The organism is Vreelandella arcis (assembly GCF_900103865.1).
GTDB classification, from domain to species: domain Bacteria; phylum Pseudomonadota; class Gammaproteobacteria; order Pseudomonadales; family Halomonadaceae; genus Vreelandella; species Vreelandella arcis.
Map to the genome: position 1 here is coordinate 14,967 of NZ_FNII01000016.1, position 26,236 is coordinate 41,202.

Here is a 26,236-nt window from a genome sequence, read left to right on the forward strand (position 1 = left end):
CGCGCCAATTTACCCGCATAACCACAGGCTAGCGCCATTGAAAGGAGAGCGGTCATGCGCAAATGGCTATTACTTGCGCTGCTGCTGGTGTTGGGCATGCTGCAATATCAGCTGTGGCTCGGCGAGGGCGGCTGGCACGACCTACAGCAATTAGAGCAGCGTGTTGCCGTGCAGGAGGCCGAAAATGTCCCCCTGCGCGAGCGTAACGCCCGGATGGCGGCCGAAGTGACCGACCTTAAAAACGGCCTGGACGCCATTGAAGAGCGCGCGCGCAGTGATATGGGGATGGTGCGCACCGATGAACAGTTTTTCTGGGTGCCGGGCGTGGCCATTAAACAAGAGCTGATTGGCATCAATGCCAGCATGATGGACAGACCGGAGTTGCCCGATGAGTAAGCCCTTGTGGTTGGTGGTGCCTGCCGCCGGGCAAGGGCGCCGTATGGCGGCGGATAGACCCAAACAGTACCTGCCGCTGTTGGATCGCCCGGTTCTTGCGCATACGCTGGAGCGCTTGCACAGTGCGTTTCCCCAGGCGCGGCTGATCCTCTGCCTGGACGATGACGACCGTTGGTTTACCCCTGAGTGGGTGCCGTTTGCTCAATGGCAGCGGGTGTCCGGCGGTGCCGAGCGTATGGATAGCGTACTCAACGCGCTTAACGCGATTGACGCGCAGGACAACGATCTGGTGCTTATTCACGATGTCGCCCGGCCCTGCGTGACCCAGAGTGACCTGCTGGCGCTTTATCAGGCGGCCGAATGCCACGCCGCGGGCGCGCTCTTGGCGATGCCGGTGGCGGACACGATGAAACGCGCCAGTGCCTCCGGTACCAGCCTGCATACCGAGCCCCGGGACGCCTTGTGGCACGCGCTCACGCCGCAAGGGTTTCGCTATCGCCAGCTTTATCGAGCGCTAAGCGATGCCCGCCAGCGCGGTACGCTAATCACCGATGAGGCTTCGGCGGTAGAGGCCTTAGGAGACGCGCCACAGTTGGTGCCCGGGCGGCGCGATAACCTTAAAGTGACGCACCCAGATGATCTGGCACTGGCGGCCGCCATTCTCACCTCACAACTGACCCCGCCCGATAGGAGCCTTTAATGCGCATTGGCCACGGATTTGATGTTCATCGTTTCGGTCCCGGCGACCACCTGATGCTGGGTGGTGTGAAGGTGGCGTTTGATCAAGGCTTCGTTGCCCACTCCGACGGTGATGTTCTGCTGCACGCGCTGAGCGATGCGCTGTTGGGGGCCTGCGCGCTGGGTGATATTGGTCATCACTTTCCCGATACTGATCCAGCGTGGCAAGGGGCGGATAGTCGTGACCTCTTGCGTCAGGTGATGGCGCTGGTACGTGCTGAAGGGTATAACGTCGTCAACGTAGACACCACGGTGATGGCCCAGGCGCCCAAGTTGGCGGCCTATATCAGCTCCATGCGTGATGCTATCGCGACGGATCTGGGCGTGACGACGGGCCAGGTAAACGTCAAGGCGACTACCACCGAACGGCTGGGATTTACCGGACGCGGTGAAGGAATCGCCGCCGAGGCAGTGGTATTATTAACACCCCTTGAGACACCCCATGCTTGAATTACCCCATTGGCAGCGCCGCCTGGATGCCACCTTTGGCCCGCCCAAGTCCGGTTGCTTTCGCCAGTCACCGGACGATTTCTTAGTCGACGAGGTGCTGGATTTTGCCCCGGAAGGCCACGGTGAGCATTTATGGCTGCGTATTGAAAAGCGTAATTTAACAACGTTGGAAGTCGTTAAATTGCTCAGTAAGCACTGCGGGGTGACGCCCCGCGACGTGGGCTACTCGGGGATGAAAGATCGTATCGCCGTCACGCGGCAATGGCTAAGCGTGCACTTGCCCGGCAAAGAGGCACCCTCCGGTCTGACGCAAGCGCTAATCGAGGGTGGAGTGCGCGTTTTGGAGCAGGTTCGCCACCCGCGCAAGCTAAAGCGTGGCGTGCATCGCTATAACCGTTTCCAGTTAAGGCTCAGTGGCGAGGCGGTAGAAGCGAGTGAATTCGATCATCGCTGGGCGGCGCTGTGCCAAGCGGGCGTTCCCAACTACGTGGGCCCGCAGCGTTTTGGTCCATCGGGGCGTAACCTGCAGCGTGCCGAGGCATTGCTAGCCCGCGGCTGGCGCAAACGCGATGATCGGCATGGCATCTTGTTATCGACCGCGCGTAGCTTTTTGTTTAACGAGTTGCTCAGTGCAAGGGTGGTCGATGAGCAATGGCATCAGCCGGTTAACGGCGATACGCTAATGCTCGAAGGCACCCAAAGCGTGTTTAGCGTCGACCAAGTAGACGCCACGCTGCGTGCGCGTGCCGACGCTCTGGATTTGCATCCCGCAGGCCCCTTATGGGGAGTTGGCTCAGTAAGCCAACAGGCGGCGGGCGAGTATGAAGCCGCGCTGCTCAATCGGTATCCGACACTCTGCGACGGCTTGCTGCGCAGCGGCGTCAAGCGAGGGCAGCGGGCATTACGCATGTGTTTGAGCGAGTCATCGCTAAACCGGGATGCGCAGAGCGTGGTACTCTCATTCGGACTGCCTCGCGGTAGCTTCGCCACCGCCGTGATTAGCGAACTGATGACGCCGCCTGATTAAGGGGGCGGTCGCGCTGGGGTGGGCGTAACCAACTAAGGAGATTTTCATGCGGCGTTTGCTGCTATCCAACGACGATGGTGTTCATGCGCCGGGGCTTAAGGCGCTTTACGATGCGCTGGCCAAACATGCCAATTTGCGCGTGGTCGCGCCGGATCGTGATCGCAGCGGGGCGAGCAACTCGCTTACGCTTTCGCGGCCCCTGGCGATGACGGCCTTGGACAGTGGTTTCTATAGCGTGGATGGCACTCCCGCTGATTGTGTCTACTTGGGGGTCAATGGTACCTGGGATGAAAAACCCGATTTGGTCATTTCCGGTATTAACCACGGCGGCAACCTGGGTGACGACGTGCTGTATTCCGGCACCGTCGCCGCCGCGATGGAAGGGCGGAATTTGGGCATGTCAGCAATTGCCATGTCGCTGTGCGGTCAAACGCACTTTGCCACGGCCGGCCATTTGGCCGCGAGCCTCGTGGGGGCGGTGGATCAGTTATCGCTGCCGCCGCGTACGTTGCTCAATGTGAACGTTCCCGACGTTCCCTGGGACGAGGTGAAAGGCGTCAAAGTAACCCGTTTAGGCTACCGCGGCCCGGCAGAAAAACCGTTGGCAGTAAAAGATCCTCGCGGCCGCACCCGCTACTGGATTGCCCCGGTAGCGGCCAATGCCGACGACGGCGAGGATACCGATTTTGCTGCGGTCGAGGCTGGCTTTGTATCGATCACGCCGCTGCAAACCGACTTAACGCGCCACCAGGCGCTCAATGACGTTCGAGATTGGTTGGATGCGTTTGCCTGAATTGTCGCCGGAGGAACTGCGCGGCACTGGAATGACCTCGCAGCGTACCCGAGACCGCATGGTCAAGCGCCTAATGCATCAAGGGATTTGTGATGCACGGGTGCTCAAGGTCATGGCCAACGAGCCGCGCCATCTATTTGTCGATGAGGCGCTGGCCCACCGTGCTTATGAAGATACCGCGCTGCCCATCGGGTTTGGCCAAACCTTGTCGCAGCCGCTCATTGTTGCGCGGATGACCGAACTGGTGTTGCGCGCCGAACCGACCCGCGTGCTGGAACTTGGCACCGGTTCTGGCTATCAAACACTAATTCTGGCTCGGTTGGTCGATGAGCTTTTTTCCCTTGAGCGGATAGAGGCTTTACATCGGCGTGCTGCCTTCCGGCTCAGCCGCTTGGGAGCGCGGGCTTCGTTGTCGGTTGCCGACGGCGGCCAAGGGTGGCCGGCTGCCGCGCCGTTTGACGTTATTTTGTTGACCGCCTGCGCGCAAACGTTGCCCGAACCGCTGTTGGAGCAACTGAGCCCAGACGGGGTGTTGATTGCGCCTTTAGAGGCATCCGACGGTAGCCAATGGCTTACCCAGATAAAACGCGTTGGCAGCGCGTTTGAAAAACGCCGCCTGGAACCGGTGCGTTTTGTTCCATTATTGCAAGGAGTGGTCGATTGAAGCGTCAGCCTTTTAGATTGTTATTAACCGGTGTCGGGATGGGCGCCGCTGACGCGGTGCCGGGAGTGTCGGGTGGTACGATTGCGTTTATTAGCGGTATTTATGAAGAACTGATTTTAACCATTAAACAGTTTGGCCCAAGTGCTGTTGGCGCGTGGCGCCGAGGCGGTTTACGTGGGGTGGGCGAGCATCTTAATTTGGCGTTTTTACTGCCCCTACTCGCCGGCATCATCCTCAGCGTATTTAGCGTGGCCCACCTGGCGCTGTGGTTGATGGAGGCGCACCCGCTGTTGCTGGATGGTTTTTTCTTTGGCTTGGTCGCCGCATCGGCGTTGGTGGTGGGCGATTCGGGAATGCGCTTTAAGCTGCGCCACCTTTTTCCGCTGCTCACTGGTTTGTTGCTGGCCCAATGGCTGCCGGGTTTAATGCCGCTGGTGTCAACAATAGGTAATGAATCGCTGGTATTAGTAGTGGCAGGGAGTATTGCCATCAGCGCGATGCTGTTGCCGGGCGTGTCGGGTAGTTTTTTGCTGCTGACCATGGGACTCTACAGTACGGTTTTAGGGGCGGTGCGAAACTTTGATATGGCGACAATATTATTGTTTGGCGGCGGTTGTCTCATGGGTCTAGTGGTGTTTTCCCGGGTGTTATCCTGGTTGTTACGCTACCACCGTGGTTCCACGTTTCAATTATTATTAGGTTTTATTGTCGGTTCACTCCCCGTACTCTGGCCGTGGCGGGAACTCGTGCGTTATCAATTGGGTGGTAACGGTGAAATGATTCCGTTGGAACATCGCTATTTATTGCCCAGCGATTATGCGCAACTAACCGGTGAATCCGCGCAGCTGATCGGCGTTATTGCGTTGATGGCGTTTGGCGCATTACTCGTTGTACTGTTGCATCGGCGTGCCCTTAAGCGCACGCCCCCCTCGTCTCCCCAGACCGCCTCCGCTGCTGAAAAGGAGTAGGCTTTGCATGCGTAAGATAGTAATGATGTCCGCACTGGCGTTAGCCGTTGCCGGTTGTGCCAATCAGCAGGGCGGCGGCCCTCAGGTGCGTGATTTAAGCGCTGCCAGCGATGCGGTGCAGCGCTCTCCCGAATATCAGGTGAAAGAGGGTGATACGCTTTACGGCATCGCTTGGCAGCACAACCTGGATTACCGGGACGTTGCGGCGATCAACAATATTGAGCCGCCTTACCGCATCTATCCGGGCCAGACGATTGCCCTGCGTAAAGGGGCAAACCCATCGACGACCAGTGCTGCCGCGTCGTCTCAAGTCGCCTCCAGCGGTGCGGTTGCGCGTGGCTTAGCACCTGAAGCGTCGTCGTCCAGTGATGACCAACAGATGGACTGGCTGCTGCCCGACGAATCCGCCATTGAGCGCAATCAGCGCCTCAGCGCTGAGCGAGAGGCCGCTGCGGCGGCTGAAGACGAGACCGACAACACGGCTCAAGCACCTCGTGAAGAGGTTGCCAAGGCCGAAACGGTTTCAGAGCCTGAGCCAGCGCCCGTTTCACGGGCTGACACCGAACAAGCTGAGCCAGAGCCAGAACCAGAACCTCAGGCTGAGTCGTCAACTGTTGCAGCCTCCGAGCAAGACACGTCAGCGGCGGCTCCCAATCGCGAAGAGCGTACCTATACGCCAGCCGAGACCATTAATTGGCAATGGCCGAGTGATGGCAACGTGGTGGGCGAATATGGCCAAGGCGAAAGCATCACCGCCGGGATTGATATCGCTGGAGAAAAGGGGCAACCTGTTAGAGCCGCCGGGCCTGGCATTGTGGTGTATGCGGGGAGTGGCGTACGCGGTTACGGCAACCTCATCCTGCTCAAGCACAACGATCAATTCCTTAGCGCCTACGCGCACAATGACAGCATAAATGTCAGCGAGAACGATGTTGTGGAAGCCGGTGAGGTAATAGCCACGATGGGAGATAGTGACGCGGAAGACGTTAGGTTGCATTTCGAGGTTCGCCGCGAAGGCCAGCCACAAGATCCCCTGGAGTTTCTGCCGTCACGCTAATTGTTATCAGCCATTTGAGTCGCGCGTTATATAGACCCTCACAATGGGCAGCGACATGGACGCTTTTAATAATAATAACGGGAGTCGCATGAGCGTATCCCAATCTGAGTTTTAAAGGCGGGTAGGCGATTTTATGGGGGTAAGGCGCATGAGTATGCTGGAAAAAGATCTACAGGAAGTAGACCTCAACGCGGTTGAGGGAGCGCTTGACGACGGTGAGGAGGCGACCGCTGAAGAAGATGCCTTCGAGAAAGCGTTAAGCCGCGAGGATCGTCAGCAGCATCAAAGCCTTGATGCCACGCAGATCTACCTCAACGAAATTGGCTTCTCGCCGCTGTTAACGCCGGAAGAGGAAGTCTACTACGGGCGGCTGGCGCGCAAAGGAGATCCGCTAGGCCGTTCGCGGATGATTGAGTCTAATTTGCGGCTGGTGGTGAAAATTGCCCGCCGCTATTTAAATCGCGGGCTAACCCTGCTCGACTTGATCGAAGAAGGTAATTTGGGGCTGATTCGTGCCGTCGAGAAATTCGACCCCGAGCGTGGGTTCCGCTTTTCAACCTATGCCACCTGGTGGATTCGGCAAACCATCGAGCGGGCGTTGATGAATCAAACCCGCACGATTCGGCTGCCGATTCACGTGGTTAAAGAGCTCAATATCTATTTGCGCGCTGCCCGCGAACTGACCCAAAAGCTCGACCATGAAGCGACACCGGAAGAAATTGCCGATCATCTCGATAAACCCGTGGAAACGGTGAAAAAGATGCTTGGACTGAACGAGCGGGTGTCATCGGTCGATTACCCCATGGGCGGGGAAAGCGATAAGCCGCTGATCGACACGCTGAGCGATGAAGACGAGCATGGCCCCGAATCGAGCTTGGTGGATGGCGACGTTAAGGAGCACGTGGATCACTGGCTTGACGAACTCAACGAAAAGCAGCGCGAAGTCGTCGTGCGGCGTTTCGGTTTGCGTGGCCATGAAGCGGCTACCTTGGAAGAAGTGGGTGCTGAGATAGGATTAACCCGCGAGCGTGTTCGCCAAATCCAAGTCGAGGCACTCAAAAAGCTGCGTCGATCCTTAGAGAAACAGGGCTTATCACTTTCATCTATTTTCGAAAGTTAGCGATCTCTGGAAAATCTCTAATTGTCGCTGACACCGGGCCATGTGCCCGGTGAATTTATTTAGCGACACGGTTAATAAAACTTCATAGTGAATAAACAAGCGAGACCCTGTCATGCGCCCGCTGGTGGCCCATATTGATTTAGACGCACTGCGTCACAACTATCAGCTGGCGTGTCAATGCGCGCCACAAAGCCGTTCGGCGGCGGTTATCAAAGCGGATGGCTACGGCCACGGTGCGCTCGCCTGTGCCCGTGCCTTAGCCGGCGAGACACCGGCGTTTGCCGTGGCCTGCCTGGAAGAGGCGGTGGTGCTGCGGGAAGGCGGTATCACCACGCCGATTATCCTGCTGGAAGGCATCTTTAGCGCCGATGAGTTGGCACTGGTCGACCATCATCAACTATGGATGGCGGTACATAGTGCCTGGCAGGTTGAGGCGCTGCTGGCTTTTTCGCCACGCGAGCCGATTCCCGTCTGGGTCAAAGTGGACTCGGGTATGCATCGGCTGGGATTTGCGCCAGAGAACGTTAGCGCTGTCTGGCAGCAGCTGAGAGAGGCACCCCAGGCCACGTCGCTGCATTTAATGAGTCACTTTGCGACGGCGGACGCTACCGACAGTCGCTACTTTCAGCAGCAGATGGCGTTGCTGCAAATGCTTGCTACGACCCTAAACGCACCGTTGTGCCTGGCCAACTCGCCGGCGACTTTGGCTTGGCCGGTCGCACATGGCGCTTGGAATCGGCCGGGCATTATGCTGTATGGCAGTAATCCGTTGGAAAGCGCGACGCCCGTCACCGACCAGCTACGCCCGGTGATGACGCTACGCTCCGAAATTATTGCCCTGCGCGATGTCGAAGCGGGCGAACCCGTTGGCTACGGCGGCCGTTGGCAGGCACCGCGCCGCTCGCGCATCGCCGTGGTGGCTGGGGGCTATGGCGATGGCTATGACCGCCACGCCCAGGACGGCACCCCCGTGCTGGTGAACGGCCAACGCTGCCCGCTGGTGGGCAAGGTCTCCATGGATATGTTCACGGTTGACGTCAGCGAGGTGCCCGACGCGTCGATCGGCAGCGAGGTCGTGTTATGGGGGCGCGCAGCCAATGGGGCGGTGTTGTCGGTCGACGAGGTGGCCAGTAGCTGCGATACCATCAGCTATACCCTGCTCACAGGGGTGTTGCCCCGCGTACCGCGCCGCTATCATGGCGCTTTTGTATAAATGGCGAGACGCATGTCGACATCATCACCAGACTCATCCTTTTCACGCTCGTTCGCGCACCCGCGTTTTTGGTTAACTTGGCTGGCGATAGCGGCGATGTACGTCGTGGCCTGGTTTCCCTGGCGGCTGAATATCGCTATTGGTTCGGGGATCGGGCGTTTGGCATGGCGATTTGCCAAACGCCGTCGGCACATCACCGACGTCAATATAGCGCTGTGTTTTCCGGAAAAAAGCGCTGCCGAACAACGCCAATTGGTTAAACAAACCTTTATTGCCAATGGCATTGGGTTGGTGGAAACCGCCGTTGCGTGGTGCCGAAGCCCCGAGGATTTTCGCCACCGGGTGGCGTGTATCGGTGAAGAAAATCTCGCTAGGGCGCAGGCACAAGGTAAGGGTGTGTTGATCATTGGCGTGCATTTTTCGCCGCTGGATTTGGGGGGCGCGCTACACTCGCTGTTTTTCACCTCGGACGCCGTGTATCGCCCTCACAATAATCCGCTGTTCGACCGTTTTATGACCCGGGCTCGTTCGCGGGTTTTTGGCCAAATGATTGATCGCCACGACCTGCGTGGGGTGATTCGGCGACTAAAAGCCGGCCATTCGGTATGGTACTCGCCCGATCAGGATTTTGGCCGCGATGCCAGCGTGTTCGCGCCGTTTTTCGGTCAGCAGGCGGCGACCGTGCGGCTGACCGCTAAAATCGCGCGGATGACCGGAGCGCAAGTGGTGCCGTTGATTTTCTATCGCAACCCGGATGATCGTACTTACACCTACGAATGGTTGCCTGCGCTGGAAAACTATCCAAGCAATGATGAGGTCGCCGATGCCACGCGGGTGAATGAATTTATAGAGCAGGCCATCCGCCGGCATCCCGAACAATATTTGTGGCTGCATCGGCGCTTTAAAACGCGGCCGGAAGGCGAGCCTGGGTTTTATTAACCTTGGCGTATGCTATTTAGGCATAAAAAAGCCGGCAGCGATGCCGGCTTTTTGCGCTTCGCGCGTCGATCAGTCGAGATTACGCGAGTAGAAGATCTCCAGCATCTCTTTGCGCAATCGGCTTTCGATATCGCGCGCCTCTTCAAAGCTGATGTCCTTCTGCGAGGTACCAAACAGGTAGTTATCCAGCTCAAAGTTCTTGAGCAGCATCTTGGTGTGGAACATGTTTTCCTGGTACACGTTCACATCAATCATTTGATAGGCGTGCTTGGTATCTTCGGCCAGGTAATCCTGAATCGAGGTGATATCGTGGTCGATAAACAGTTTTTTGCCGTCCACGTCGCGGGTAAAACCGCGCACCCGGTAGTCCACCGTGACGATGTCGGAGTCAAAGCTGTGGATCAGATAGTTCAGCACCTTGAGGGGGCTGATGTGGCCGCAGGTCGACACGTCAATGTCTAGGCGAAAGGTGCTGATGCCGTTATCGGGGTGTGATTCGGGATAGCTATGCACCGTGACATGACTTTTGTCCAAATGCGCGACCACGGTTTCGGGCAGCGGCCCGGGGCCGGGTTCTATTTGCTCGGGGTCTGTCTCGTCCAACTCGTGCTCGGCAATCAGAACCGTCACGCTGGCACCGTGAGGCTCGTAATCCTGGCGCGAGATATTCAGCACATGCGCGCCAATGATGTTGGTCACGTCTTTAAGAATCTGCGTCAAACGTTCGGCGTTGTAGAGCTCATCGATATAATCGATATAAGACTCACGCTGCTCCTCGGTTTTCGCGTAACAAATGTCGTAAATGTTAAAGCTTAGCGAGCTGGTCAGGTTGTTAAACCCGTGGAGTCGGAGATTATCTGACACGTCCGAACCTCCCTATGGCAGATGAAAACACCCCGACGCGCCAACGCCGGAACCGATCATGCATCTTGTAAGCGCTGAATTAGGGCTGGCGCTTGATATGCATGCTGAGGAAAACTCAATTAGACACCCGACAATCGCAGGGGCTAAATAAGCCGGCGTATTATGCCCGCCCCTGGCGCGGGATGCATCTGGCTGCGCAAGTTTTTTTGATCCGCTTGCGGGCCCTTAACGCATCGCCACGCTGTACCGATTAGGCCTCGACAATTTCGAAAGAATGGCGGATTTCAACGCCGCCGTTGGTCAGCATGATCGACGCGCTGCAGTACTTCTCCGCTGACAGCTCAACGGCGCGCTGAACCTGCTTTTCTTTAAGGGCGTGGCCGGTAACCACGAAGTGCACATGAATGCGGGTGAACACAGACGGCACGCTATCGGCTCGTTCAGCGTCAAGCTCCGCCACGCAGTCGGTGACGTCGGCCCGCGCCTTGTCGAGAATATTCAAAATATCGAAGGCCGTGCAGCTGCCCATCCCCATCAGCAGCATCTCCATCGGACGTGGGCCAGTGTTGCGGCCACCATGATCCGGCGGGCCGTCAATTACCACGCTGTGGCCGCTGCCCGATTCCGCGACAAACTGGCGTCCATCCGTCCATTTTACCCGTGCTTTCACGTTGCGCTCCTCGTCCAGGCGATCAAGATTTGTTGCGCAGCATAACATCTCTTGTCCACGTCGCACTGCCTCATTGTGGCGGCCAGCCGCCCTGGGTAATCATCACGCGGCCTTCAACGCTGGGATTATAGAGGTAGACCCATGCCGTGCCGAATTGTGTGGTCAGTAGCTGACGTTGGTACTCGCCCTGTTCGGGGTCGTGATGGCGGTGGTCTTCCAAGGCGTCAAGCTGGGCGAGCTGGCTTGCCGTCACACGATAAACTTCCACGACAATGCCGCGGGAAGCCTGCCACTTTGCGCCGGGGTAGGGGCCGATATCGTAGAGGGTTAAGGCCGTATTGATGTCGCTTCCCAGCCAAGTCGCCGTAGACAGCCAATGAGCGTTGTTTAATCCTCGCTTTAGCGTACCGTATACCGCCACCAGCGCGGTGGTGGCAACGGCGGCGTCGAGGTGATCGTCGTTCATGAAGAGGCGCCCCCAGGTTGCAAGTGGTTTTCCAGCTCGGCCAGCCGCGCGGGTGTGCCAACGTCCACCCAGTGGCGGGCGGTGTGCTCACCGCTAACGTGCTGGGCGTTGATGGCGTCTCTTAACAGCGGGGCCAGGGCAAAGGCGCCCGCTGGTTGGCCCGCTATCAATTCAGGCCGAATCAGGCTGATGCCCGTATAGGTGAGGCGCGGGGCGGGGCCCTGGAAAACACGACCGCCGCGCAGGGCAAAATCCCCGTCTGGATGGTGGTCGGGATTGTCGACTAACACCAGGTGCGCGAGGTCATCGGCGGCTAGCGCGTGCTCGCTGGGTAAGTGATCGCACCAGACGTCACCATTGATCAGTAAAAACGGCGCTTCGCCGAGTAACGGCAGGGCCTTATGAATTCCCCCGCCGGTTTCCAGCGGACTTGTTTCACGGCTCCATTGAATGGACACGCCATAGGCGCCACCGTCGCCTAGCGCTTCGATTATCTGATCCGCCCGGTAACTAACGTTAATGACTATCTGGTCGAACCCTGCGCGCTTAAGCCGTTCTAGGTGATGCACGATGAGCGGTTTTCCAGCGACCGGCAGTAAGGGTTTGGGGCAGTGGTCGGTAAGCGGTTGCATCCGTTTTCCCAGGCCCGCGGCCAGAATCATAGCTTTCATGTATCGACCTCGCTCAAGCGCGCGGCAATGGCGGGCCGCAAAGTTTGGCGAACCCAGTGAGCGAAATCAGCATGCGCCGGCAATCCTGCCAGGCTGTCATCTAGATGGTCCATAAAGTGGGGCAGGCGCGCCAAGTAGCCCGTTTTTTGGTCGCGCAGGGTTAAACGACAGAAAATGCCCAGCACTTTTAAAGTGCGCTGGGCGGCCATCGCTTGGCTTTGGTGGAGGAAGGTGGTGGCATCGATGCTTGGGGGCATTCGACCATCGCGCCGGGCTTGTGCGTGAAACGCAAGGATGAACGCCGTAAACTGGTCGTCGTTAAAGCGCCAGTAACGCCCGCGCAGCAGCGAAATAACATCGTAGCTGATCGGCCCGGCCACCGCGTCCTGAAAGTCGATCATAAACAGGCGCTGATCGTGAGCCATCAAATTCATGGCATCAAAATCGCGGTGGACGCATACAACGGGCTGCGCTAACGCCTGGTCGACCAGCTCAGCGCGCAACGCTTTCCAGCTGTCTGGCACGGCCAGGTCAAGCCATGCTGAGAGGCACCACTCGGGGAAGAGGTCGAGCTCCCGGCCCAATAGCGCAGCGTCGTAGGTGGGAAGTGCCTGGGGTGAAACGCGATTTTGTAAATCGGCAATCAGCGTTAGCGCCTGATTATGGTAGCCTCGGACACGGGTTTCATCCGTGAATAACTGCTGCAACGGCGTATTGCCTAGGTCGTCTAGCAGTAAAAAACCTTGCTCAAGGTCGGCGGCATGAACCTTAGGCACGGGCAAGCCCGCGCCATGCCAGCTGTGGGCGATAGTCACAAACGGCTGGCTATCTTCCTGACTGGGCGGGGCATCCATAACTACCTGGGTAGCGCCGTCGGGCAGAGTTAACCGGAAATAGCGCCGAAAACTGGCGTCGCCTCCGGCCGGGGCGAGGGTGATGGCGTCCGCTGAGAGACCGTGCTGATGCGCGGCCCAAGCGATAAGGGCGTTAATCCTCGATGAAGACATGCAAGCTCCTGGCTGGTCGGGCATGATGCGGACTGTATAATACCGATTCTCGATGCCAAGGATAACGAACATGGGCAAGCGATTTTCGCGCGCGGTGCCAGTGGCGCAAACATTGATGGGCAGTTTGCTGGCCGGCGCCTCGTTTTCTGCCGTGGCACAGAGCGAACCGCTCTCGGCAGACGCGCTAGACTGGGAACCCTGGGGGAAGGAAGAAGCGGCGACTCAACTATGCCGTGGACGTTATGTGATGCCCGGCTATCGCTTGGCTGAACAAGATAGCCCCGAAACGCTTGCGGCAGAGGCCACTGAGGCAGATTACGACATCGACGGCCGAACAATTTTGCGTGGCGATGTGGTATTGCGGCGGGCCAATGAAGAAGTCGAAGCTGATCAGGTCACCATGCCTGCGGATCGCGAGCGGGTGAACGCCGAAGGCAATATTGCGCTGCGCGATGGCACAGCGCTGGTGCGTGGTGATAGCGCTGAAATAATGCTCAACGAAGACCGCACACAGTTGGATAATAGTCGGTTCGTGCTTTACGACCAGCACCTGCGTGGTCAAGCCGGGCAGCTCGAACAGTTGGAAAAAGACCAGTACCGTCTTCAGGATGCCCGCTTTACCACCTGCGACCCTGGCAAAAATACCTGGCAGCTTGTGAGTAGCGACATCCACCTGGATCAAGCCGAAGGTTTCGGCACAGCGCGACATGCGCGCCTGGAAATCAAAGACGTGCCCGTGATGTATGTCCCCTGGGTGCGCTTTCCGATTGACGACCGCCGCCATACCGGCTTGTTAACCCCAGCGATCTCCTTGTCCGGCGATGGTGTCGACTATACCCAGCCGTTTTATTGGAATATCGCCCCGAACCGCGATGCGACCATCACCCCGCGCTGGATGTCTGACCACGGCCTGCTATTGAACGGTGAGTTTCGCTACCTGCTTGAAGAAAGCGGAGGCACCGTGGAAGCCGGCTTTTTAAACAGCGATAACGGCGGTTCAGGCGGAGCTGAAGGTCGCTTGGAAGGAGAGGATCGCTGGTATTTTGAGGCGCAGCACGTCGGGCGCGTTAACCCGCGTAGCGGGTATCGCTTACGTTACGGTGCGGCCAGCGACGGTCGTTACTTCGATGACTTTGGCGGCGAGTTTGGCAGCAGTGACCGCGCTAGTATGGAACGCTTGGCACAGGTCGATTATCGCGGTGAGCGCTGGCAGTTGGATGCCCGGGCTCAAGGCTTTCAGCGGTTGGACTACCCGCTTAACGAGCGTGACAAACCGTTTTATCGTCTGCCGAGTTTAACCGCCAATGCCCGTTGGCAATTAGGTAATGGCTTGTATAGCCAATGGCGCTCTAATGCCACTTACTTCTGGCGCGATGTGAACGAGCAGCGGGTGATCGAGCGCGAGGCCGCTACGGGTAGCCGACTGCACTTAACGCCGGCGTTTGGTTGGCGGTTTGATCGACCCTGGGGCTATATCGAGCCACGCACGGAGTTTTGGTACACCGGTTATCAGTTGGATTACGGTGACCGTGCCACCGAGAATAGCGAATCGCCGAGCCGCAGTATTGCGGTATCTTCGGTGGACAGCGGCTTGATATTCGAGCGCGAATTGGCGCTGGGCGGGCGCGAGTACCGTCAAACCTTAGAGCCTCGCTTGAACTACGCCTACGTGCCGCGCACTGACCAAAGTGAACTGCCCGACTTTGATAGCAGCGAGCGGCCCTTTTCCTGGAACCAGCTTTGGTCTGCTCAGCGCTTCTCCGGGGCTGATCGGGTGGGTGATTTGAATCGGCTGTCGCTGGGGGTCGAGTCGCGGTTGCTTGAAGATGAGACGGGGCGTGACCGGCTATCCGTGGGGATTGGTCAAAGTGTCTACTTTGACGAGCGCCGGATTGATATTGAAGGGGATGCTGATACGCTGCCGCCGCGCAGCGACGGCGAGCGTTACTACCAAGCCACTCGGGATCGCTCCCCCCTGGTGACGCGGGTCGATTGGCAAATTAATAACCGCTGGAGCACCGGCTACGAGTGGCTTTATGACGATAACCTCGACCGCACCGAAAGTTCCACCGTGGACGTACGCTATCGTCATCCTCGAGGCCACGTAGTGAACCTTGGCTACCGCTGGGAAATCCAAGACTTCGACCCTGGCGTAGAGCCGAGTGATGACAGCTTCCGCAACTACAATCGTGAAGAATGGGATCTTTCGTTTGCGTGGAAGGCCAGCCCGCAGATTGATCTGATCGGCCGATACCTTCACGATCAAACCAACGACCGCGCATTGGAACAGCTAGCAGGCGTGCAGTGGAGCGACTGTTGCTATGGCCTCCAGTTGGTATGGCGCGAATGGGTCGACGACAGCGACACCGCACGTATCGGCGATGACTTTAATGACCGGGGCCTTTTCTTACGTTTTGTGTTCCGTGGTTTAGGCGGCGTTGGCCAAAGTACCGATGGTTTCTTTGAACAAGCCATTCCGGGTTACCGCCCGGCGCCTTTATAAATTCGCTTTTTGAATGGCAACTGACAGAGATTGACGTTATGAAAATGAGAAAGACCTTGCTCGCCCGCGCCACGATGCTCTCGCTAGGCGGTGCCTTGGCCCTGTGCATGGCGGCAGCCGTTCCGCTGAGTGCTCAGGCCCAAACATCGGCACCCACTGAGCGCCAGACGCTCGACAGTGTGGTCGCTGTGGTTAACGAGGGCGTTATCATGCGCAGCGAGCTGGATGACCGTATGGCCCAGGTCGAGCGTCAGGCCGAGGCACGCGGTGAGTCGCTTCCTGCCCGTGGTCAACTGGAGTCGCAGGTGCTGGAGCGCATGATTGTTGAGGAGATTCAGCTGCAAATGGCTCGCGACGCCAACCTCAGCATCGACGATACTGAGTTGAACCGTCAGGTTCGCTCGATTGCCGAGTCGAACAACATGAGCCTGGAAGAATTTGCCGATGCGCTGGAAGCCGATGGCATTACGCTGGCGAGCGTGCGCGAAGACGTGCGCCGAGAAATGCTGATGCGTCAGGTTCAGCAGCGCCAAGTCGGCAACCGAGTCAATATCAGCGACAGCGAGGTGGATCGCTTACTAAGCCAGCAGTCGAGCCAGTCAGGCGAACAAGCCGTTATCCAGGAAACCCGTGCCCGCCACATACTGATTGAACTAACCCCGACCCGCAATGAAAGCCAAGCCAGGGCGAAAGCTCAAGAGGTGCGCGAGCGGTTAGGGCGAGGCGAAGATTTTGCTAAGGTTGCCCGTGAAATGAGCGACGATAACGGCAGCGCGCTCAACGGTGGGGGGCTTGGCTGGCTGCGTCCAGGACAAACAGTGCCTGCGTTTGAAGACGCAATGCGCGAACTACCGCTGAATCAAATTTCTGAGCCGATCCGCTCGCAGTTTGGTTACCACATTATTCAAGTCCAAGAGCGCCGTCAGCAAGACGTGACCCAGGAAGCCCAACGTGAAGAGGTACGGCAGGCCATTTTCCAGCGCCGCGCCAATCAGGAGCTGGAAACCTGGCAGCAGCAAATTCGCTCTCAAGCCTTTGTTGATGTTCGCCTGTAATGCAATGCACCCAGACATCGCCGGTGGTGATTACCACCGGTGAGCCCGCCGGTATTGGGCCTGAGCTTGTGCTGATGCTGGCTGCCCAAGGGGCCTTGCCTGCTGGTACCATAGCGATTGGTGACCCGCAGATGCTGCGCCAGCGAGCGGCGGCTTTAGCGCTTGTGGTCGACATTATTGAAACTGCGCCTGGGCAATCCTTGCCTGAGCGACCGGCGTCGACGCTGCCGGTTTGGCCCGTCGCGCTGAGTGAGCCTGTAATTCCCGGCGTGCTCAACACGGCTAACAGCCGCTATGTGCTTGAGACGTTGGCGTTGGCGGTGGACGCTTGCTTGGCCGGGCAGGCGGCAGCCATGGTGACCGCTCCGTTGCATAAAGGCGTGATTATCGATGCGGGCGTCACGGGGTTTACCGGGCATACCGAATGGCTGCGCGATGCCTGCGGCGTCGACGAGGTCGTCATGATGTTGGCGACCGATAACGCGCTCCACGCCCAAGCACCCGGCTGGCAGGGCAGTGGCGATTTGCGTGTTGCCCTGGCGACCACGCATTTACCGCTGCGTGAAGTGGCGGAGGCGATCACCTATGAGCGTGTAATGCGCATTAGCCGCTTGCTGGACGCCGATTTGCGCCAACAGTTTGGGCTAACGTCGCCGCGAATTGCGGTGTGTGGTTTGAACCCCCATGCAGGGGAGGATGGCCATCTGGGGCGCGAGGAGTTGGATATCATCATTCCCGCCCTCGATGCTCTGCGTCAGGAAGGTCTTGCAATGTCTGGCCCTTTCCCAGCGGATACGCTGTTTACGCCGCGCCATCTAGCCGATGTTGACGCCGTTCTGGCCATGTATCATGACCAAGGCTTGGCGGTGCTAAAGTACGCCGGCTTTGGTCAGGCTGCCAATATCACCCTGGGTTTGCCACTGGTGCGTACCTCGGTGGATCATGGCACGGCGCTGACGTTGGCTGGAAAAGGCGTCGCCGACCCCCGCAGCCTTCAGGTTGCGCTATCATTGGCGCGACGGCTCGCCGAGCAACGCGCTTCCTCGCTCCATTAACCCGGTGCGTAGCCAACGATGTATTTGCTCAGGCTTATATTTGCCCAACGACTGACCCCCAAGGAATCGTGTTAGATGTCTCACGCGCCCCAGCAACACCGCGCTCGTAAACGCTTTGGCCAGAATTTTCTGCGTGATCTCGGCATTATTTCGCGCATTGTGCGCGCTATTGGGCCACGAGAAGGCGACCGTCTGATTGAAATCGGCCCCGGCCAGGGTGCCTTGACCGAGCCGCTGCTAGACGCTGCCGGTTCACTGGAAGTTATCGAGCTCGACCGCGACCTGATTCCAGGCCTGCGGGTGCAGTTTTTCAACTACCCCGATTTTGTCATCCACGAAGGCGATGCGCTGAAGTTCGACTTTGCCGCCTTGAAAGGCGAAGGGCCGGCGCTGCGCGTGGTGGGCAATCTACCGTATAACATCTCGACGCCGCTGATCGTGCATTTGCTAACCATGGGCGATGCCATTGCCGATATGCATTTCATGCTGCAAAAAGAAGTCGTCGAGCGTTTGGCGGCGGAACCCGGCGGCCCCGATTGGGGGCGCTTATCGGTGATGGCGCAGTATTATTGCCAAGTAGAACAGCTGTTTATTGTGCCGCCTGAGGCCTTTGTGCCGCGCCCCAGCGTGGATTCGGCCATCGTTCGCCTCACGCCACACACGGCGCTGCCGCATACCGCGGATGATCCCGTGCTGCTGTTTGAGCTCGTTAAACTGGCCTTTGGCCAGCGGCGCAAAACGTTGCGTAATAACCTAAAAGGACGGGTCAATATCGATGTGTTGGAAGCGCTGGGCATTGACCCGGTGCGCCGCCCGCAAACGCTGACGGTCGCCGAGTTTGTGGCGATTGCCAACCGTGTGGCGGCCGATGAAGGGGGTGTCACGCAGTGAGCGACTTAGCGATCGACGTCACGGTCACACCGGAGTACCGCGCAGAAGAGTCGAACGAGGCAGACTCGCGTTACGTATTTAGCTACACCATTAACGTGCGCAATGACAGCCCGCACAGCGTCCAGTTAATGGATCGCTACTGGAAAATCACTCAGGGCAGCGGTGACTATCAGGAAGTGCGTGGTAAAGGGGTGGTAGGTCAACAGCCGTTGATTGGTCCGGGCCAGCAGTTTCGTTATACCAGCCGGGCAATGCTGCAAACGCCGGTAGGTGTGATGGAAGGCGTCTATACGCTGCTGGATACCTCAACCCAGCGCGTTTTTGAAGTTGCCATTCCTGCGTTTCGTCTGGCGGTTCCCTATCAATTGCACTGAATACTCAATGACTTAAGAGGCCCCGCATGAGTACCTACGCGATTGGCGACCTGCACGGCTGTTACAACGAATGGATGGCCTTGTTGGACGTCCTCAGTTTTAACCCGGCGCAGGATACCCTTTGGCTGGTCGGCGATGTGGTGAACCGCGGGCCTGATTCGCTGGCTTGCCTGCGCGAGGCCGAAGGACTGGGCAGTGCCGTACGCTGCGTATTAGGTAACCACGACTTTCATTTGCTGGTGGCCGCACGGGGCGGGGGTAACCTCAAAAGTAACCCTGGACTCCAAGCGGTATTAGAGGCGCCCGACCGTGAGCGGTTGCTCGACTGGCTGCAGCAACAGCCTTTGGCGGTGCGAGACGGCAACCGGTTGATGACCCACGCAGGCTTATTGCCCCAGTGGTCCCTTGCCCAGACCGAAGCGCTGGCCGGTGAGGTACAGGCGGCGTTAGCCAGCGACCAGTCAGGGGCATTTTTAAGCCAGCTTTATGGTAATCACCCCGACCGCTGGCGCGACGAGCTTGACGGTATGGATCGACTACGTTGCATTGTTAACGTGCTAACGCGAATGCGCTTTATTGACGCCGACGGCCGTCTGGATTTCAAGGCCAATCAGGGCATTGATAGCGCGCCGGCGGGATTTGCCCCGTGGTTCCAATTTCCCCGCGACGATGATCCTGAGCTGTTGTTTGGCCACTGGGCCGCGCTTGAGGGGCATGCGCCCTATGCTCGCGTCCATGTCGACGCTTTGGATACCGGCTGCGCTTGGGGCGGCTTGCTGACCGCGCTCAATCTGGCGACCGGCGAACGCACCAGCGTTCCGAGCCACAAGTCTCTAGGCGCGGCGCAATGAGCGTGCAACGCGACGACCCGCGTCTTGCCGGGCTTGAGGTTTACCGCGTGGGTGGCGCCGTGCGCGATAAATTGCTGGGCTGGCCCGTTTACGATAACGATTGGGTGGTCGTGGGTGCGACCCCCGATGCCATGCTAAAGCGGGGTTTTAAGCCGGTAGGGCGAGATTTTCCGGTGTTTCTGCATCCCGACAGCGCCGAAGAGTACGCCCTGGCCCGTACCGAGCGTAAAGCGGGGCATGGCTACGCTGGTTTTCAGGTCATTGCCAGCCCCGATGTGACACTGGAAGACGATTTGCTGCGCCGCGATCTGACCATTAACGCCATTGCCGAAGCACCGGATGGCATGCTGATCGATCCCTTTAACGGACAGCAGGATATTGAGGCGCGGCGGCTTCGCCACGTTTCGCCAGCGTTTAGCGAGGATCCGCTCAGGGTGCTGCGCACGGCGCGCTTTTTGGCTCGCTACCAACCGTTGGGGTTCGCCATTGCGTCGGAAACCCTGGCGCTAATGAACGATGTCAGCCGCAGCGGTGAGCTGGCTTACCTGGCCGCCGAGCGGGTGTGGCTGGAAACCCAAAAAGCGTTGGGCGAAGCGGCGCCGGCGAGCTATTTCACCACCCTTGAGCAATGTGAGGCGCTTTCTACGTGGTGGCCCGAGTTGGCGGGCGATGCGTTAAAGCAGGCGCTTGTCGACATGGCACTGGGTATGGATAGCGCGTCGTTAGCCAGCGCCGATTGGCGCTATGCGTTATTGGTATCGCGATTAACAGAGACGGAGCGTGAGGCATTGGCCCAACGGCTTCGCTTGCCAAATGCCGTGGCGCAGTTAGCGCGGCATGTGGCGTTGACCCGTGAGTTGTTGGCGGATGCGCTTAATCCATCCGCCGTTGCGCGCTGGCTGGAGCGACTTGATGCCTGGCGCAAACCGGCCCAGGTAGATGCCCAACTAACGCTGGTAGCGGTATTGGCGCCTGAGCAAGTGGCCGCGTTGAAAGGTGCCTGGCAGGCGACGCAGCAGGTAAGTCCGCAAACGCTAATGGCCGAAGGCTACCAGGGCGCAGCGTTGGGGGCCGCACTGAAAGAACGGCGACAGCAAGCCATCGTCGAAGCGCTGGCCTAGAAAAATCCGCGTTACCGGGCCATCGCTTGCTGGGGTAGCGAGTCGGCCTGTGAAATCCAGCGACCCCGCCAATCAAAATCGATTGCCCATAGGCGCTGGCTGCCCAGGGAGAACGCCGCCCACAGCGTTGCATAAGGTGTATGGCAGCAGGGATGTCGCGTCTCGGGGAGTAACTCAGCCAGCGGTTGTAACACAAAGGCATTGAAGGTGATTTCGGCGCGGGGGAGTTCGATGCCGTCAACCGTTCCGCAAGCTTCCCCCACGGTTAGTAAGTCAATGTCCAGCGCTCGCGGGCTGTATTTTGCCATGTCGGGCGTTCGGCCGTAGGCGATCTCGAGTTGTTTTGCCCAGGCTTGCAGCTCACCGGGTGTCCAGTCGCTGTGAAACGCTACCACCAAGTTATAAAAATTACGCTGATCGTTAAAACCCACGGGCTCGCTTTCAAACACTCGGGAAATCGCTAGCGAGCCGAAGGTGTCGGCCAAGGCATCAAGGCACAAGCGGATATGCCGGGTGGGTTCGATATTGCTGCCCAGGCTGACGGTTACTAAGCTCATGATGGAGGCGCTCCGGTCGTCTCGGTTAGCGTGCCGCGGGTAATTTCCAGCCCTACGCTGCCAGCGTTGGGGACGGCCCCCGGCTTGCGAACGGTCAATCGTAGCCAGCTGATGGGAAAATCGTTGCGTAGGCAAGCCGCAAGCCGCTCGGCGAAGGTTTCCACGAGGGCAAACTGGTGAGTATCGGCAAACTGCTGAATACGCTGACAAATGGCCGCGTAATCAAGGGTCAGTCGAAGATCGTCGGTGGCCGCCGCCGAGCGAATATCCGTCGCGAGGATTAAGTCTAACCGTAGCGACTGATGAATGGTGCGCTCCCACTCGTAGACACCGATGACGGTGTCGACCTCTAGCGCTTCAATAAAAATATGATCCATGGGCCTTCCCAAACAGCCGGCGAGCGAGCGATTGTACGTGAGCAAAGCGCTTAGCAACAGTCGATTTGGGCGGCAGGGTGAGCATAGCAGCATGATATGGATAGTGATGGGGTACGTCAGTGGCAGTTGGTTGGCGGCGCTTAGCGTCTGCCGCTGGGCGGGTGTGCCTGATCCTCGGCAACATGGCTCGTGCAACCCAGGGGTTTCCAACGTGCTGCGGTTGTATGGCATGCGATTAGCGGCGGTGACACTGGTGTTAGATGCGTTAAAAGGCATCCCGGCGGTCTTTGCTGCTAAGTTTTTGCACTTACCAGTGTGGCTACAGGGGCTGGTTGGGCTGGCCGTGCTGCTGGGCCACAGCTATCCACTTTGGCATGGGTTTCGCGGCGGCAAGGCCGTGGCGAGCGCATTCGGCATCCTGTTGGTGTTGGTGCCCACCGTGGCGCTAATCAGTGCCTTGGTCTGGGGGCTGCTGGCTTGGCGGCTGAGAACCGCTGCGGTGGCGTCGCTGGTCAGCGCCTTGATCGCCCCGCTGGTATGCCTATGGTGGGCCCCTGACTACGTTATGGTGGTGGGCGGGTTCAGCCTGCTGGTGCTGATCCGCCACGGGTTAAATATTCGCCGATTGCGCCGGGGTGAAGAGCCCCCTTTCTGATAACCGACCACCCTGTGCTGTTGGGCCTAGGGGGCGTGGTCGGCTTGAAGAGTCGGCGCGGCTAGGTCGGCGAGCGGCCAGCGCGGTGTTGCTTGCATCATGCCGCTTGGGTCGTGTTCGCCAACGGCTAATCGCTGTGCGCCTACATAGGCAATCATCGCGCCGTTGTCGGTGCAAAAACGCCCGCGGGGATAGAATGCCTTTGCCTGGCGCTTTTCGCAGGCCAGCGCAAGCCGCTCGCGCAGCCGTTGGTTGGCGCTCACACCGCCCGCCACAACCAGCCGCTTGAGGCCAGTTTGATCCAGCGCGCGGCGGCACTTAATCACTAGTGTATCGACCACGGCTTCTTCAAACGCGCGGGCCACGTCGGCGCGTGCTTGGTCGTCCAAAGCGTCTTTCGCTTCTAACTGGCGAATCGCGGTGAGGGTGTGGGTTTTTAATCCTGAAAAACTGAAATCCAGCCCCGGCCGATCGGTCATGGGACGTGGAAAACGAAACCGGTTTGGGTCTCCTTGTTCGGCCAGAGCAGCGACGTGAGGGCCGCCGGGGTAAGCGAGGCCGAGCATTTTGGCTGCTTTATCGAAGGCTTCGCCAGCGGCGTCGTCCACCGACTCGCCGAGCAACTGGTAGTGGCCAAGCCCTTGAACGTCTACCAGTTGGGTATGGCCACCTGATACCAGCAAGGCCACAAACGGAAAATCGGGGGCGTCGTCTTCAAGCATGGGAGCCAACAGGTGGCCTTCCATATGATGAACGCCAAGCACTGGGATACCCAAGCCCCGCGCCATTCCATGCGCGGTGCTAGCACCGACCATTAACGCGCCGACCAGCCCAGGGCCGGCGGTATAGGCAATGCCGTCAAGCTCGTGACGGGTCAAGTTGGCTTCCGCGAGCACTTGCTCAATGAGCGGTAACAGCTTGCGAGTATGGTCGCGCGAGGCAAGCTCAGGCACTACGCCGCCGTAGTCGGTATGCATGGCGATTTGGCTGTAAAGTGCGTCGGCTAGCAGGCCTTGGCCGCCAGTGAGCGAGGTGTCGTAAATGGCCACGCCGGTTTCGTCGCAGGACGTTTCAATGCCCAGTACACGCATAGGACAATAACTCTGTGAAAAAAATAGTCTGCATAGTCTAGCATTCTCATTGCTGGGCATGCGTATGCATTTGCAAAGCTAGGCAAGCAGGATTAGACTATTGTGCGCTGTAAAACTGGGTCGTGCACTGTACTCGCAATTATGCATTAACGGTGTGCGTACTATCCGAACTCAAGACTCCTTAAGGTAGGTGAGTGCTTAATGCCTTCTGTAAAAGTACGTGATAACGAGCCGTTTGACGTCGCCCTGCGTCGCTTCAAGCGTTCTTGCGAAAAAGCCGGTGTTCTCTCTGAAGTACGCCGTCGCGAGCATTACGAGAAGCCGACTGCTGAGCGTAAACGCAAAGCGGCAGCTGCCGTGAAACGCCACGCCAAGAAGATTCAGCGTGAGCAAAAGCGTTTCGAACGGCTCTATTGATCCGTACCGAAATACGCTAGGTAACTCATAGCGTGTTTCAAGAGGGATGCCAAGCGGCCGCCACTAAGGTGGCCGCTTGTTTTGCGTTTTAGTTACGCTTATTTAAGGTGATCGGGCAAGTCGTCTGATGACGTTAGATTAGCGAATCAGCTCAGCGCCCGCGCGCGAGGATGCCTGCAGTCCATGGCTGGTCAAATTCCACAGCGTTTTATCGACGATCTGCTCGGCCGCGTTGACGTGGTGGAGGTGGTGGGCGAGCGTGTGCAGCTCAAAAAGGCGGGCCGTAATTTTTCGGGGCTTTGTCCTTTTCATCAGGAAAAAACGCCGTCTTTTACGGTCAGCGCCGACAAACAGTTTTATCACTGCTTTGGCTGCGGCGCACACGGTAACGCGCTGCGTTTTTTGATGGAATACGACAAACTGCCGTTTCCTGAGGCAGTTGAGCAATTAGCCGGACGTATGGGCATTGACGTGCCTCGCGAAGGCGCCGACGACCCCCGCGCCCAGCAGCGCGAGAAGAAACGAAAAGAGGGCGTTAACCTGCTTGAGTTGGCGGCCAACTTCTACCGCGAACGACTCAAGATGCAGGAAGGCCAGCCTGCTCAGCGCTACTTGGCGAATCGCGGGCTCTCGGACGATGTGATTAAGGCCTATGGCATTGGCTATGCGCCGGCTGAATGGGAGGCGCTGAAGCTGCATTTGAATGAGCGCGGCATCAGCGAGCCGGTTCAGGTGGAGTACGGCCTGCTGATTCATCGTGAGGATACCGGGCGCACCTACGATCGTTTCCGCGACCGGGTGATGTTCCCCATTCGTGATCTGCGTGGGCGCACCATTGCCTTTGGTGGGCGGGTGATGGGCGATGATCAGCCTAAATATCTGAACTCCCCCGAAACGCCGGTGTTTCATAAAGGCCGAGAGCTGTACGGTCTTTATGAAGCACGCCAGGCGTCTAACAAGCTTGAGCAGTTGGTCATGGTGGAAGGCTACATGGATGTGGTCGCGTTGGCTCAGTACGGTATTCACAATGCCGTTGCAACGCTTGGGACGGCGACCACGGAAGACCATTTGAGCCGTTTGTTTCGGTTGGTGAGCCGCGTGGTGTTTTGTTTTGACGGTGATCGCGCCGGTCTGCAGGCGGCCAGTCGAGCGCTCGAAACCGCCCTGCCCATGATGATCGATGGCCGCGAGGCGCGTTTTTTGTTTCTGCCGGAAGGCGATGACCCGGATACGTTGGTGCGCCGCGAGGGCACTGAGGCATTTCAGAACCGCGTTACCTGTGCGATGCCGCTGTCTGAATTTCTTTTCGAACAAGCAGCTCAAGGGCGCGATTTGAACACCGTGGAAGGGCGCGAGCGGTTTGCCAGTCAGGTGCTTGAGTCATTGGGAAAAGTGCCTGAAGGCATGCTCAAATCGCTACTGCTTGAGTCGTTGGCCAAGCGGAGCGGTTTGGCGCAGGAGCAGTTGAAAGGGTTGCTCGAAAAGCGTGCGGCGAAGACGGCTAGTCAGCGCCAAGCGCAGGAAGAGCCGAAGAGCACGCCGGGTATCGCGCCCTCTAACGAGGAGGCGCAAGCGCCCGCGCGTCGGTCGACGCGCAAGCAAGCGCTCTCGCCGGTGGGTCGAATTATCCAGTTGTTGCTTCACGAGCCGAGGTTAGTGACCGCCTTGCCCGAAGGCGATGGCTGGTTGCCGATGAGTAGTGACGGGGTGGGCAGTGATGAAACTCGGCTCTGCCGAGACTTGCTAGCACTTCTCAGGGCGGGTCGTTATCGCAGCCCGCAAGTGATTTTGGCGCATTTTCAAGGCAGTGCCGAAGGCGAGCAATTAAGTGCCTTGGCTCAGCGGGAGTTGTTAATTTCGAAAGCGACGCGCGAGACAGAGCTAGCCGGTTTAGTGGCGCACCTGGATCATGTTCGGCGTCAGCAATCTCCTCAGGAGGAATATGATGCCTTGCTTGCCCAAGAACGTGATGGACAAAAGCTTGATAAAGCCCAGAAGCAGCGAGTTAAAGAGTTGCTAGTAGAGCTGTCTCAGCGGCAGCAATAACGTAATGCGGGGCAGGCGGTGGGTTGAAATACCGTCGGGTTGCCTCCAGATAGGTGGCTAGAAGCTAAAAACTGGCTAACCAATCAACCTAACACACCTGAATGACAGCGCAAATACACAAACTGGAAAAACTCGTGCCGATCGCGCTATACTGTTCGGCTCATTAGGTTTTTTATCAGCGCTTCAGGTGCTTCATTCTT

General features: G+C 58.2%; 29 protein-coding genes. 21 read left to right on the forward strand and 8 right to left on the reverse strand.

The annotated features are described in order from the left end of the window. The first annotated feature begins 54 nt into the window (after positions 1-54). The 11 genes from ftsB (at position 55) to lpxL (ending at position 9,365) form a co-directional block, all read left to right on the forward strand. Positions 55-396 (forward strand): cell division protein FtsB, encoded by a 342-nt coding sequence (gene ftsB / locus BLR97_RS16275; protein WP_089707582.1) that lies wholly within the window; start codon positions 55-57, stop codon positions 394-396. Then, positions 389-1,096 (forward strand): 2-C-methyl-D-erythritol 4-phosphate cytidylyltransferase, encoded by a 708-nt coding sequence (gene ispD, locus BLR97_RS16280; RefSeq protein ID WP_089707583.1) that lies wholly within the window; start codon positions 389-391, stop codon positions 1,094-1,096. The genes ftsB and ispD overlap by 8 nt, the downstream gene beginning before the upstream one ends. Further along, positions 1,096-1,584 carry a 2-C-methyl-D-erythritol 2,4-cyclodiphosphate synthase gene (ispF, locus tag BLR97_RS16285; protein ID WP_089707584.1) on the forward strand — a complete coding sequence of 163 codons (489 nt, stop codon included), beginning with the start codon at positions 1,096-1,098 and terminating at the stop codon, positions 1,582-1,584. The genes ispD and ispF overlap by 1 nt, the downstream gene beginning before the upstream one ends. Continuing rightward, positions 1,577-2,611, forward strand: coding sequence for a tRNA pseudouridine(13) synthase TruD (gene truD / locus BLR97_RS16290; RefSeq protein WP_089707585.1), 1,035 nt, complete (start codon positions 1,577-1,579; stop codon positions 2,609-2,611). The genes ispF and truD overlap by 8 nt, the downstream gene beginning before the upstream one ends. Positions 2,612-2,657: 46 nt before the next feature. Next, positions 2,658-3,404 carry a 5'/3'-nucleotidase SurE gene (gene surE / locus BLR97_RS16295; protein ID WP_089707586.1) on the forward strand — a complete coding sequence of 249 codons (747 nt, stop codon included), beginning with the start codon at positions 2,658-2,660 and terminating at the stop codon, positions 3,402-3,404. Then, positions 3,391-4,068, forward strand: coding sequence for a protein-L-isoaspartate(D-aspartate) O-methyltransferase (locus tag BLR97_RS16300; RefSeq protein WP_089707634.1), 678 nt, complete (start codon positions 3,391-3,393; stop codon positions 4,066-4,068). Before surE ends, BLR97_RS16300 begins: the two co-directional genes overlap by 14 nt. Further along, complete coding sequence (locus BLR97_RS16305) at positions 4,065-5,036, forward strand: DUF368 domain-containing protein (RefSeq protein ID WP_089707587.1); 972 nt, start codon at positions 4,065-4,067, stop codon at positions 5,034-5,036. The genes BLR97_RS16300 and BLR97_RS16305 overlap by 4 nt, the downstream gene beginning before the upstream one ends. Positions 5,037-5,043: 7 nt before the next feature. Further along, positions 5,044-6,093 carry a peptidoglycan DD-metalloendopeptidase family protein gene (locus BLR97_RS16310; protein WP_089707588.1) on the forward strand — a complete coding sequence of 350 codons (1,050 nt, stop codon included), beginning with the start codon at positions 5,044-5,046 and terminating at the stop codon, positions 6,091-6,093. A gap of 148 nt (positions 6,094-6,241) precedes the next feature. Next, complete coding sequence (rpoS, locus tag BLR97_RS16315; protein WP_089707589.1) at positions 6,242-7,213, forward strand: RNA polymerase sigma factor RpoS; 972 nt, start codon at positions 6,242-6,244, stop codon at positions 7,211-7,213. A gap of 112 nt (positions 7,214-7,325) precedes the next feature. Further along, positions 7,326-8,426: an alanine racemase gene (alr, locus tag BLR97_RS16320; RefSeq protein WP_089707590.1), complete on the forward strand. Its 1,101-nt coding sequence runs from the start codon at positions 7,326-7,328 to the stop codon at positions 8,424-8,426. 12 nt (positions 8,427-8,438) lie between these two features. Continuing rightward, positions 8,439-9,365 carry an LpxL/LpxP family Kdo(2)-lipid IV(A) lauroyl/palmitoleoyl acyltransferase gene (lpxL, locus tag BLR97_RS16325; RefSeq protein ID WP_089707591.1) on the forward strand — a complete coding sequence of 309 codons (927 nt, stop codon included), beginning with the start codon at positions 8,439-8,441 and terminating at the stop codon, positions 9,363-9,365. 69 nt (positions 9,366-9,434) lie between these two features. On the opposite strand, the gene speD is transcribed toward lpxL, so the two are convergent. From speD to BLR97_RS16350, 5 genes are all read right to left on the reverse strand, one after another. Further along, on the reverse strand, positions 9,435-10,229 hold the full coding sequence (gene speD / locus BLR97_RS16330) for an adenosylmethionine decarboxylase (RefSeq protein ID WP_089707592.1): 795 nt from the start codon (positions 10,227-10,229) through the stop codon (positions 9,435-9,437). 250 nt (positions 10,230-10,479) lie between these two features. Beyond that, positions 10,480-10,899, reverse strand: a complete 420-nt coding sequence (locus BLR97_RS16335) for an OsmC family protein (protein ID WP_089707635.1) — start codon at positions 10,897-10,899, stop codon at positions 10,480-10,482. 70 nt (positions 10,900-10,969) lie between these two features. Then, positions 10,970-11,365 carry a gamma-glutamylcyclotransferase family protein gene (locus BLR97_RS16340; RefSeq protein ID WP_089707593.1) on the reverse strand — a complete coding sequence of 132 codons (396 nt, stop codon included), beginning with the start codon at positions 11,363-11,365 and terminating at the stop codon, positions 10,970-10,972. Next, positions 11,362-12,036, reverse strand: coding sequence for an N-acetylmuramate alpha-1-phosphate uridylyltransferase MurU (murU, locus tag BLR97_RS16345; RefSeq protein ID WP_089707594.1), 675 nt, complete (start codon positions 12,034-12,036; stop codon positions 11,362-11,364). Before murU ends, BLR97_RS16340 begins: the two co-directional genes overlap by 4 nt. After that, on the reverse strand, positions 12,033-13,043 hold the full coding sequence (locus BLR97_RS16350) for an aminoglycoside phosphotransferase family protein (RefSeq protein WP_089707595.1): 1,011 nt from the start codon (positions 13,041-13,043) through the stop codon (positions 12,033-12,035). Before BLR97_RS16350 ends, murU begins: the two co-directional genes overlap by 4 nt. Positions 13,044-13,113: 70 nt before the next feature. Here BLR97_RS16350 and BLR97_RS16355 point away from each other — a divergent pair, with 70 nt between their 5' ends. From BLR97_RS16355 to BLR97_RS16385, 7 genes are all read left to right on the forward strand, one after another. Next, positions 13,114-15,546, forward strand: a complete 2,433-nt coding sequence (locus BLR97_RS16355; RefSeq protein ID WP_089707596.1) for an LPS-assembly protein LptD — start codon at positions 13,114-13,116, stop codon at positions 15,544-15,546. Positions 15,547-15,584: 38 nt separating this feature from the next. Beyond that, positions 15,585-16,601 (forward strand): peptidylprolyl isomerase, encoded by a 1,017-nt coding sequence (locus BLR97_RS16360; protein ID WP_089707597.1) that lies wholly within the window; start codon positions 15,585-15,587, stop codon positions 16,599-16,601. After that, the gene (gene pdxA, locus BLR97_RS16365) at positions 16,601-17,656 is read left to right on the forward strand and encodes a 4-hydroxythreonine-4-phosphate dehydrogenase PdxA (RefSeq protein ID WP_089707598.1); all 1,056 of its coding nucleotides are present in this window, start codon (positions 16,601-16,603) and stop codon (positions 17,654-17,656) included. Before BLR97_RS16360 ends, pdxA begins: the two co-directional genes overlap by 1 nt. 75 nt (positions 17,657-17,731) lie before the next feature. Then, positions 17,732-18,547, forward strand: a complete 816-nt coding sequence (gene rsmA, locus BLR97_RS16370) for a 16S rRNA (adenine(1518)-N(6)/adenine(1519)-N(6))-dimethyltransferase RsmA (protein ID WP_089707599.1) — start codon at positions 17,732-17,734, stop codon at positions 18,545-18,547. Beyond that, positions 18,544-18,921: a Co2+/Mg2+ efflux protein ApaG gene (gene apaG, locus BLR97_RS16375; protein ID WP_089707600.1), complete on the forward strand. Its 378-nt coding sequence runs from the start codon at positions 18,544-18,546 to the stop codon at positions 18,919-18,921. Before rsmA ends, apaG begins: the two co-directional genes overlap by 4 nt. A 26-nt stretch (positions 18,922-18,947) precedes the next feature. After that, positions 18,948-19,772 (forward strand): symmetrical bis(5'-nucleosyl)-tetraphosphatase, encoded by an 825-nt coding sequence (locus tag BLR97_RS16380; protein ID WP_089707601.1) that lies wholly within the window; start codon positions 18,948-18,950, stop codon positions 19,770-19,772. Beyond that, on the forward strand, positions 19,769-20,893 hold the full coding sequence (locus tag BLR97_RS16385; protein WP_089707602.1) for a tRNA nucleotidyltransferase/poly(A) polymerase-related protein: 1,125 nt from the start codon (positions 19,769-19,771) through the stop codon (positions 20,891-20,893). The genes BLR97_RS16380 and BLR97_RS16385 overlap by 4 nt, the downstream gene beginning before the upstream one ends. An 11-nt stretch (positions 20,894-20,904) precedes the next feature. Here BLR97_RS16385 and folK read toward each other — a convergent pair whose 3' ends face one another. Continuing rightward, entirely contained in the window at positions 20,905-21,450 is a 546-nt protein-coding gene (gene folK / locus BLR97_RS16390; RefSeq protein WP_089707603.1) for a 2-amino-4-hydroxy-6-hydroxymethyldihydropteridine diphosphokinase, read from the reverse strand. Beyond that, positions 21,447-21,827 (reverse strand): dihydroneopterin aldolase, encoded by a 381-nt coding sequence (folB, locus tag BLR97_RS16395; protein ID WP_089707604.1) that lies wholly within the window; start codon positions 21,825-21,827, stop codon positions 21,447-21,449. Before folB ends, folK begins: the two co-directional genes overlap by 4 nt. Positions 21,828-21,918: 91 nt before the next feature. On the opposite strand from folB, the gene plsY reads away from it, so the two are divergent. Further along, positions 21,919-22,482 carry a glycerol-3-phosphate 1-O-acyltransferase PlsY gene (plsY, locus tag BLR97_RS16400; RefSeq protein WP_089707636.1) on the forward strand — a complete coding sequence of 188 codons (564 nt, stop codon included), beginning with the start codon at positions 21,919-21,921 and terminating at the stop codon, positions 22,480-22,482. A gap of 26 nt (positions 22,483-22,508) precedes the next feature. Here plsY and tsaD read toward each other — a convergent pair whose 3' ends face one another. After that, positions 22,509-23,573, reverse strand: a complete 1,065-nt coding sequence (gene tsaD / locus BLR97_RS16405) for a tRNA (adenosine(37)-N6)-threonylcarbamoyltransferase complex transferase subunit TsaD (protein WP_089707605.1) — start codon at positions 23,571-23,573, stop codon at positions 22,509-22,511. 201 nt (positions 23,574-23,774) lie between these two features. On the opposite strand from tsaD, the gene rpsU reads away from it, so the two are divergent. Then, positions 23,775-23,990, forward strand: coding sequence for a 30S ribosomal protein S21 (rpsU, locus tag BLR97_RS16410; RefSeq protein ID WP_007113641.1), 216 nt, complete (start codon positions 23,775-23,777; stop codon positions 23,988-23,990). 183 nt (positions 23,991-24,173) lie between these two features. After that, a complete protein-coding gene (gene dnaG, locus BLR97_RS16415; RefSeq protein ID WP_089707606.1) occupies positions 24,174-26,036 on the forward strand; it encodes a DNA primase in 1,863 nt (620 codons plus the stop codon). The last annotated feature ends 200 nt before the right edge of the window (positions 26,037-26,236 follow it).

Excerpts from the sequence above, each read along its gene's own strand:
- alr (WP_089707590.1), top strand. The coding sequence starts at position 7,326 with ATGCGCCCGCTGGTGGCCCATATTGATTTAGACGCACTGCGTCACAAC.
- ftsB (WP_089707582.1), top strand. The coding sequence starts at position 55 with ATGCGCAAATGGCTATTACTTGCGCTGCTGCTGGTGTTGGGCATGCTG.
- folB (WP_089707604.1), bottom strand. The coding sequence starts at position 21,827 with ATGGATCATATTTTTATTGAAGCGCTAGAGGTCGACACCGTCATCGGT.
- murU (WP_089707594.1), bottom strand. The coding sequence starts at position 12,036 with ATGAAAGCTATGATTCTGGCCGCGGGCCTGGGAAAACGGATGCAACCG.
- BLR97_RS16310 (WP_089707588.1), top strand. The coding sequence starts at position 5,044 with ATGCGTAAGATAGTAATGATGTCCGCACTGGCGTTAGCCGTTGCCGGT.
- BLR97_RS16340 (WP_089707593.1), bottom strand. The coding sequence starts at position 11,365 with ATGAACGACGATCACCTCGACGCCGCCGTTGCCACCACCGCGCTGGTG.
- rsmA (WP_089707599.1), top strand. The coding sequence starts at position 17,732 with ATGTCTCACGCGCCCCAGCAACACCGCGCTCGTAAACGCTTTGGCCAG.
- lpxL (WP_089707591.1), top strand. The coding sequence starts at position 8,439 with ATGTCGACATCATCACCAGACTCATCCTTTTCACGCTCGTTCGCGCAC.
- BLR97_RS16350 (WP_089707595.1), bottom strand. The coding sequence starts at position 13,043 with ATGTCTTCATCGAGGATTAACGCCCTTATCGCTTGGGCCGCGCATCAG.
- plsY (WP_089707636.1), top strand. The coding sequence starts at position 21,919 with ATGATATGGATAGTGATGGGGTACGTCAGTGGCAGTTGGTTGGCGGCG.
- rpoS (WP_089707589.1), top strand. The coding sequence starts at position 6,242 with ATGAGTATGCTGGAAAAAGATCTACAGGAAGTAGACCTCAACGCGGTT.
- BLR97_RS16300 (WP_089707634.1), top strand. The coding sequence starts at position 3,391 with ATGCGTTTGCCTGAATTGTCGCCGGAGGAACTGCGCGGCACTGGAATG.
- ispD (WP_089707583.1), top strand. The coding sequence starts at position 389 with ATGAGTAAGCCCTTGTGGTTGGTGGTGCCTGCCGCCGGGCAAGGGCGC.
- BLR97_RS16355 (WP_089707596.1), top strand. The coding sequence starts at position 13,114 with ATGGGCAAGCGATTTTCGCGCGCGGTGCCAGTGGCGCAAACATTGATG.
- BLR97_RS16385 (WP_089707602.1), top strand. The coding sequence starts at position 19,769 with ATGAGCGTGCAACGCGACGACCCGCGTCTTGCCGGGCTTGAGGTTTAC.
- tsaD (WP_089707605.1), bottom strand. The coding sequence starts at position 23,573 with ATGCGTGTACTGGGCATTGAAACGTCCTGCGACGAAACCGGCGTGGCC.
- surE (WP_089707586.1), top strand. The coding sequence starts at position 2,658 with ATGCGGCGTTTGCTGCTATCCAACGACGATGGTGTTCATGCGCCGGGG.
- truD (WP_089707585.1), top strand. The coding sequence starts at position 1,577 with ATGCTTGAATTACCCCATTGGCAGCGCCGCCTGGATGCCACCTTTGGC.
- BLR97_RS16380 (WP_089707601.1), top strand. The coding sequence starts at position 18,948 with ATGAGTACCTACGCGATTGGCGACCTGCACGGCTGTTACAACGAATGG.
- rpsU (WP_007113641.1), top strand. The coding sequence starts at position 23,775 with ATGCCTTCTGTAAAAGTACGTGATAACGAGCCGTTTGACGTCGCCCTG.
- dnaG (WP_089707606.1), top strand. The coding sequence starts at position 24,174 with ATGGCTGGTCAAATTCCACAGCGTTTTATCGACGATCTGCTCGGCCGC.
- ispF (WP_089707584.1), top strand. The coding sequence starts at position 1,096 with ATGCGCATTGGCCACGGATTTGATGTTCATCGTTTCGGTCCCGGCGAC.
- BLR97_RS16360 (WP_089707597.1), top strand. The coding sequence starts at position 15,585 with ATGAAAATGAGAAAGACCTTGCTCGCCCGCGCCACGATGCTCTCGCTA.
- folK (WP_089707603.1), bottom strand. The coding sequence starts at position 21,450 with ATGAGCTTAGTAACCGTCAGCCTGGGCAGCAATATCGAACCCACCCGG.
- pdxA (WP_089707598.1), top strand. The coding sequence starts at position 16,601 with ATGCAATGCACCCAGACATCGCCGGTGGTGATTACCACCGGTGAGCCC.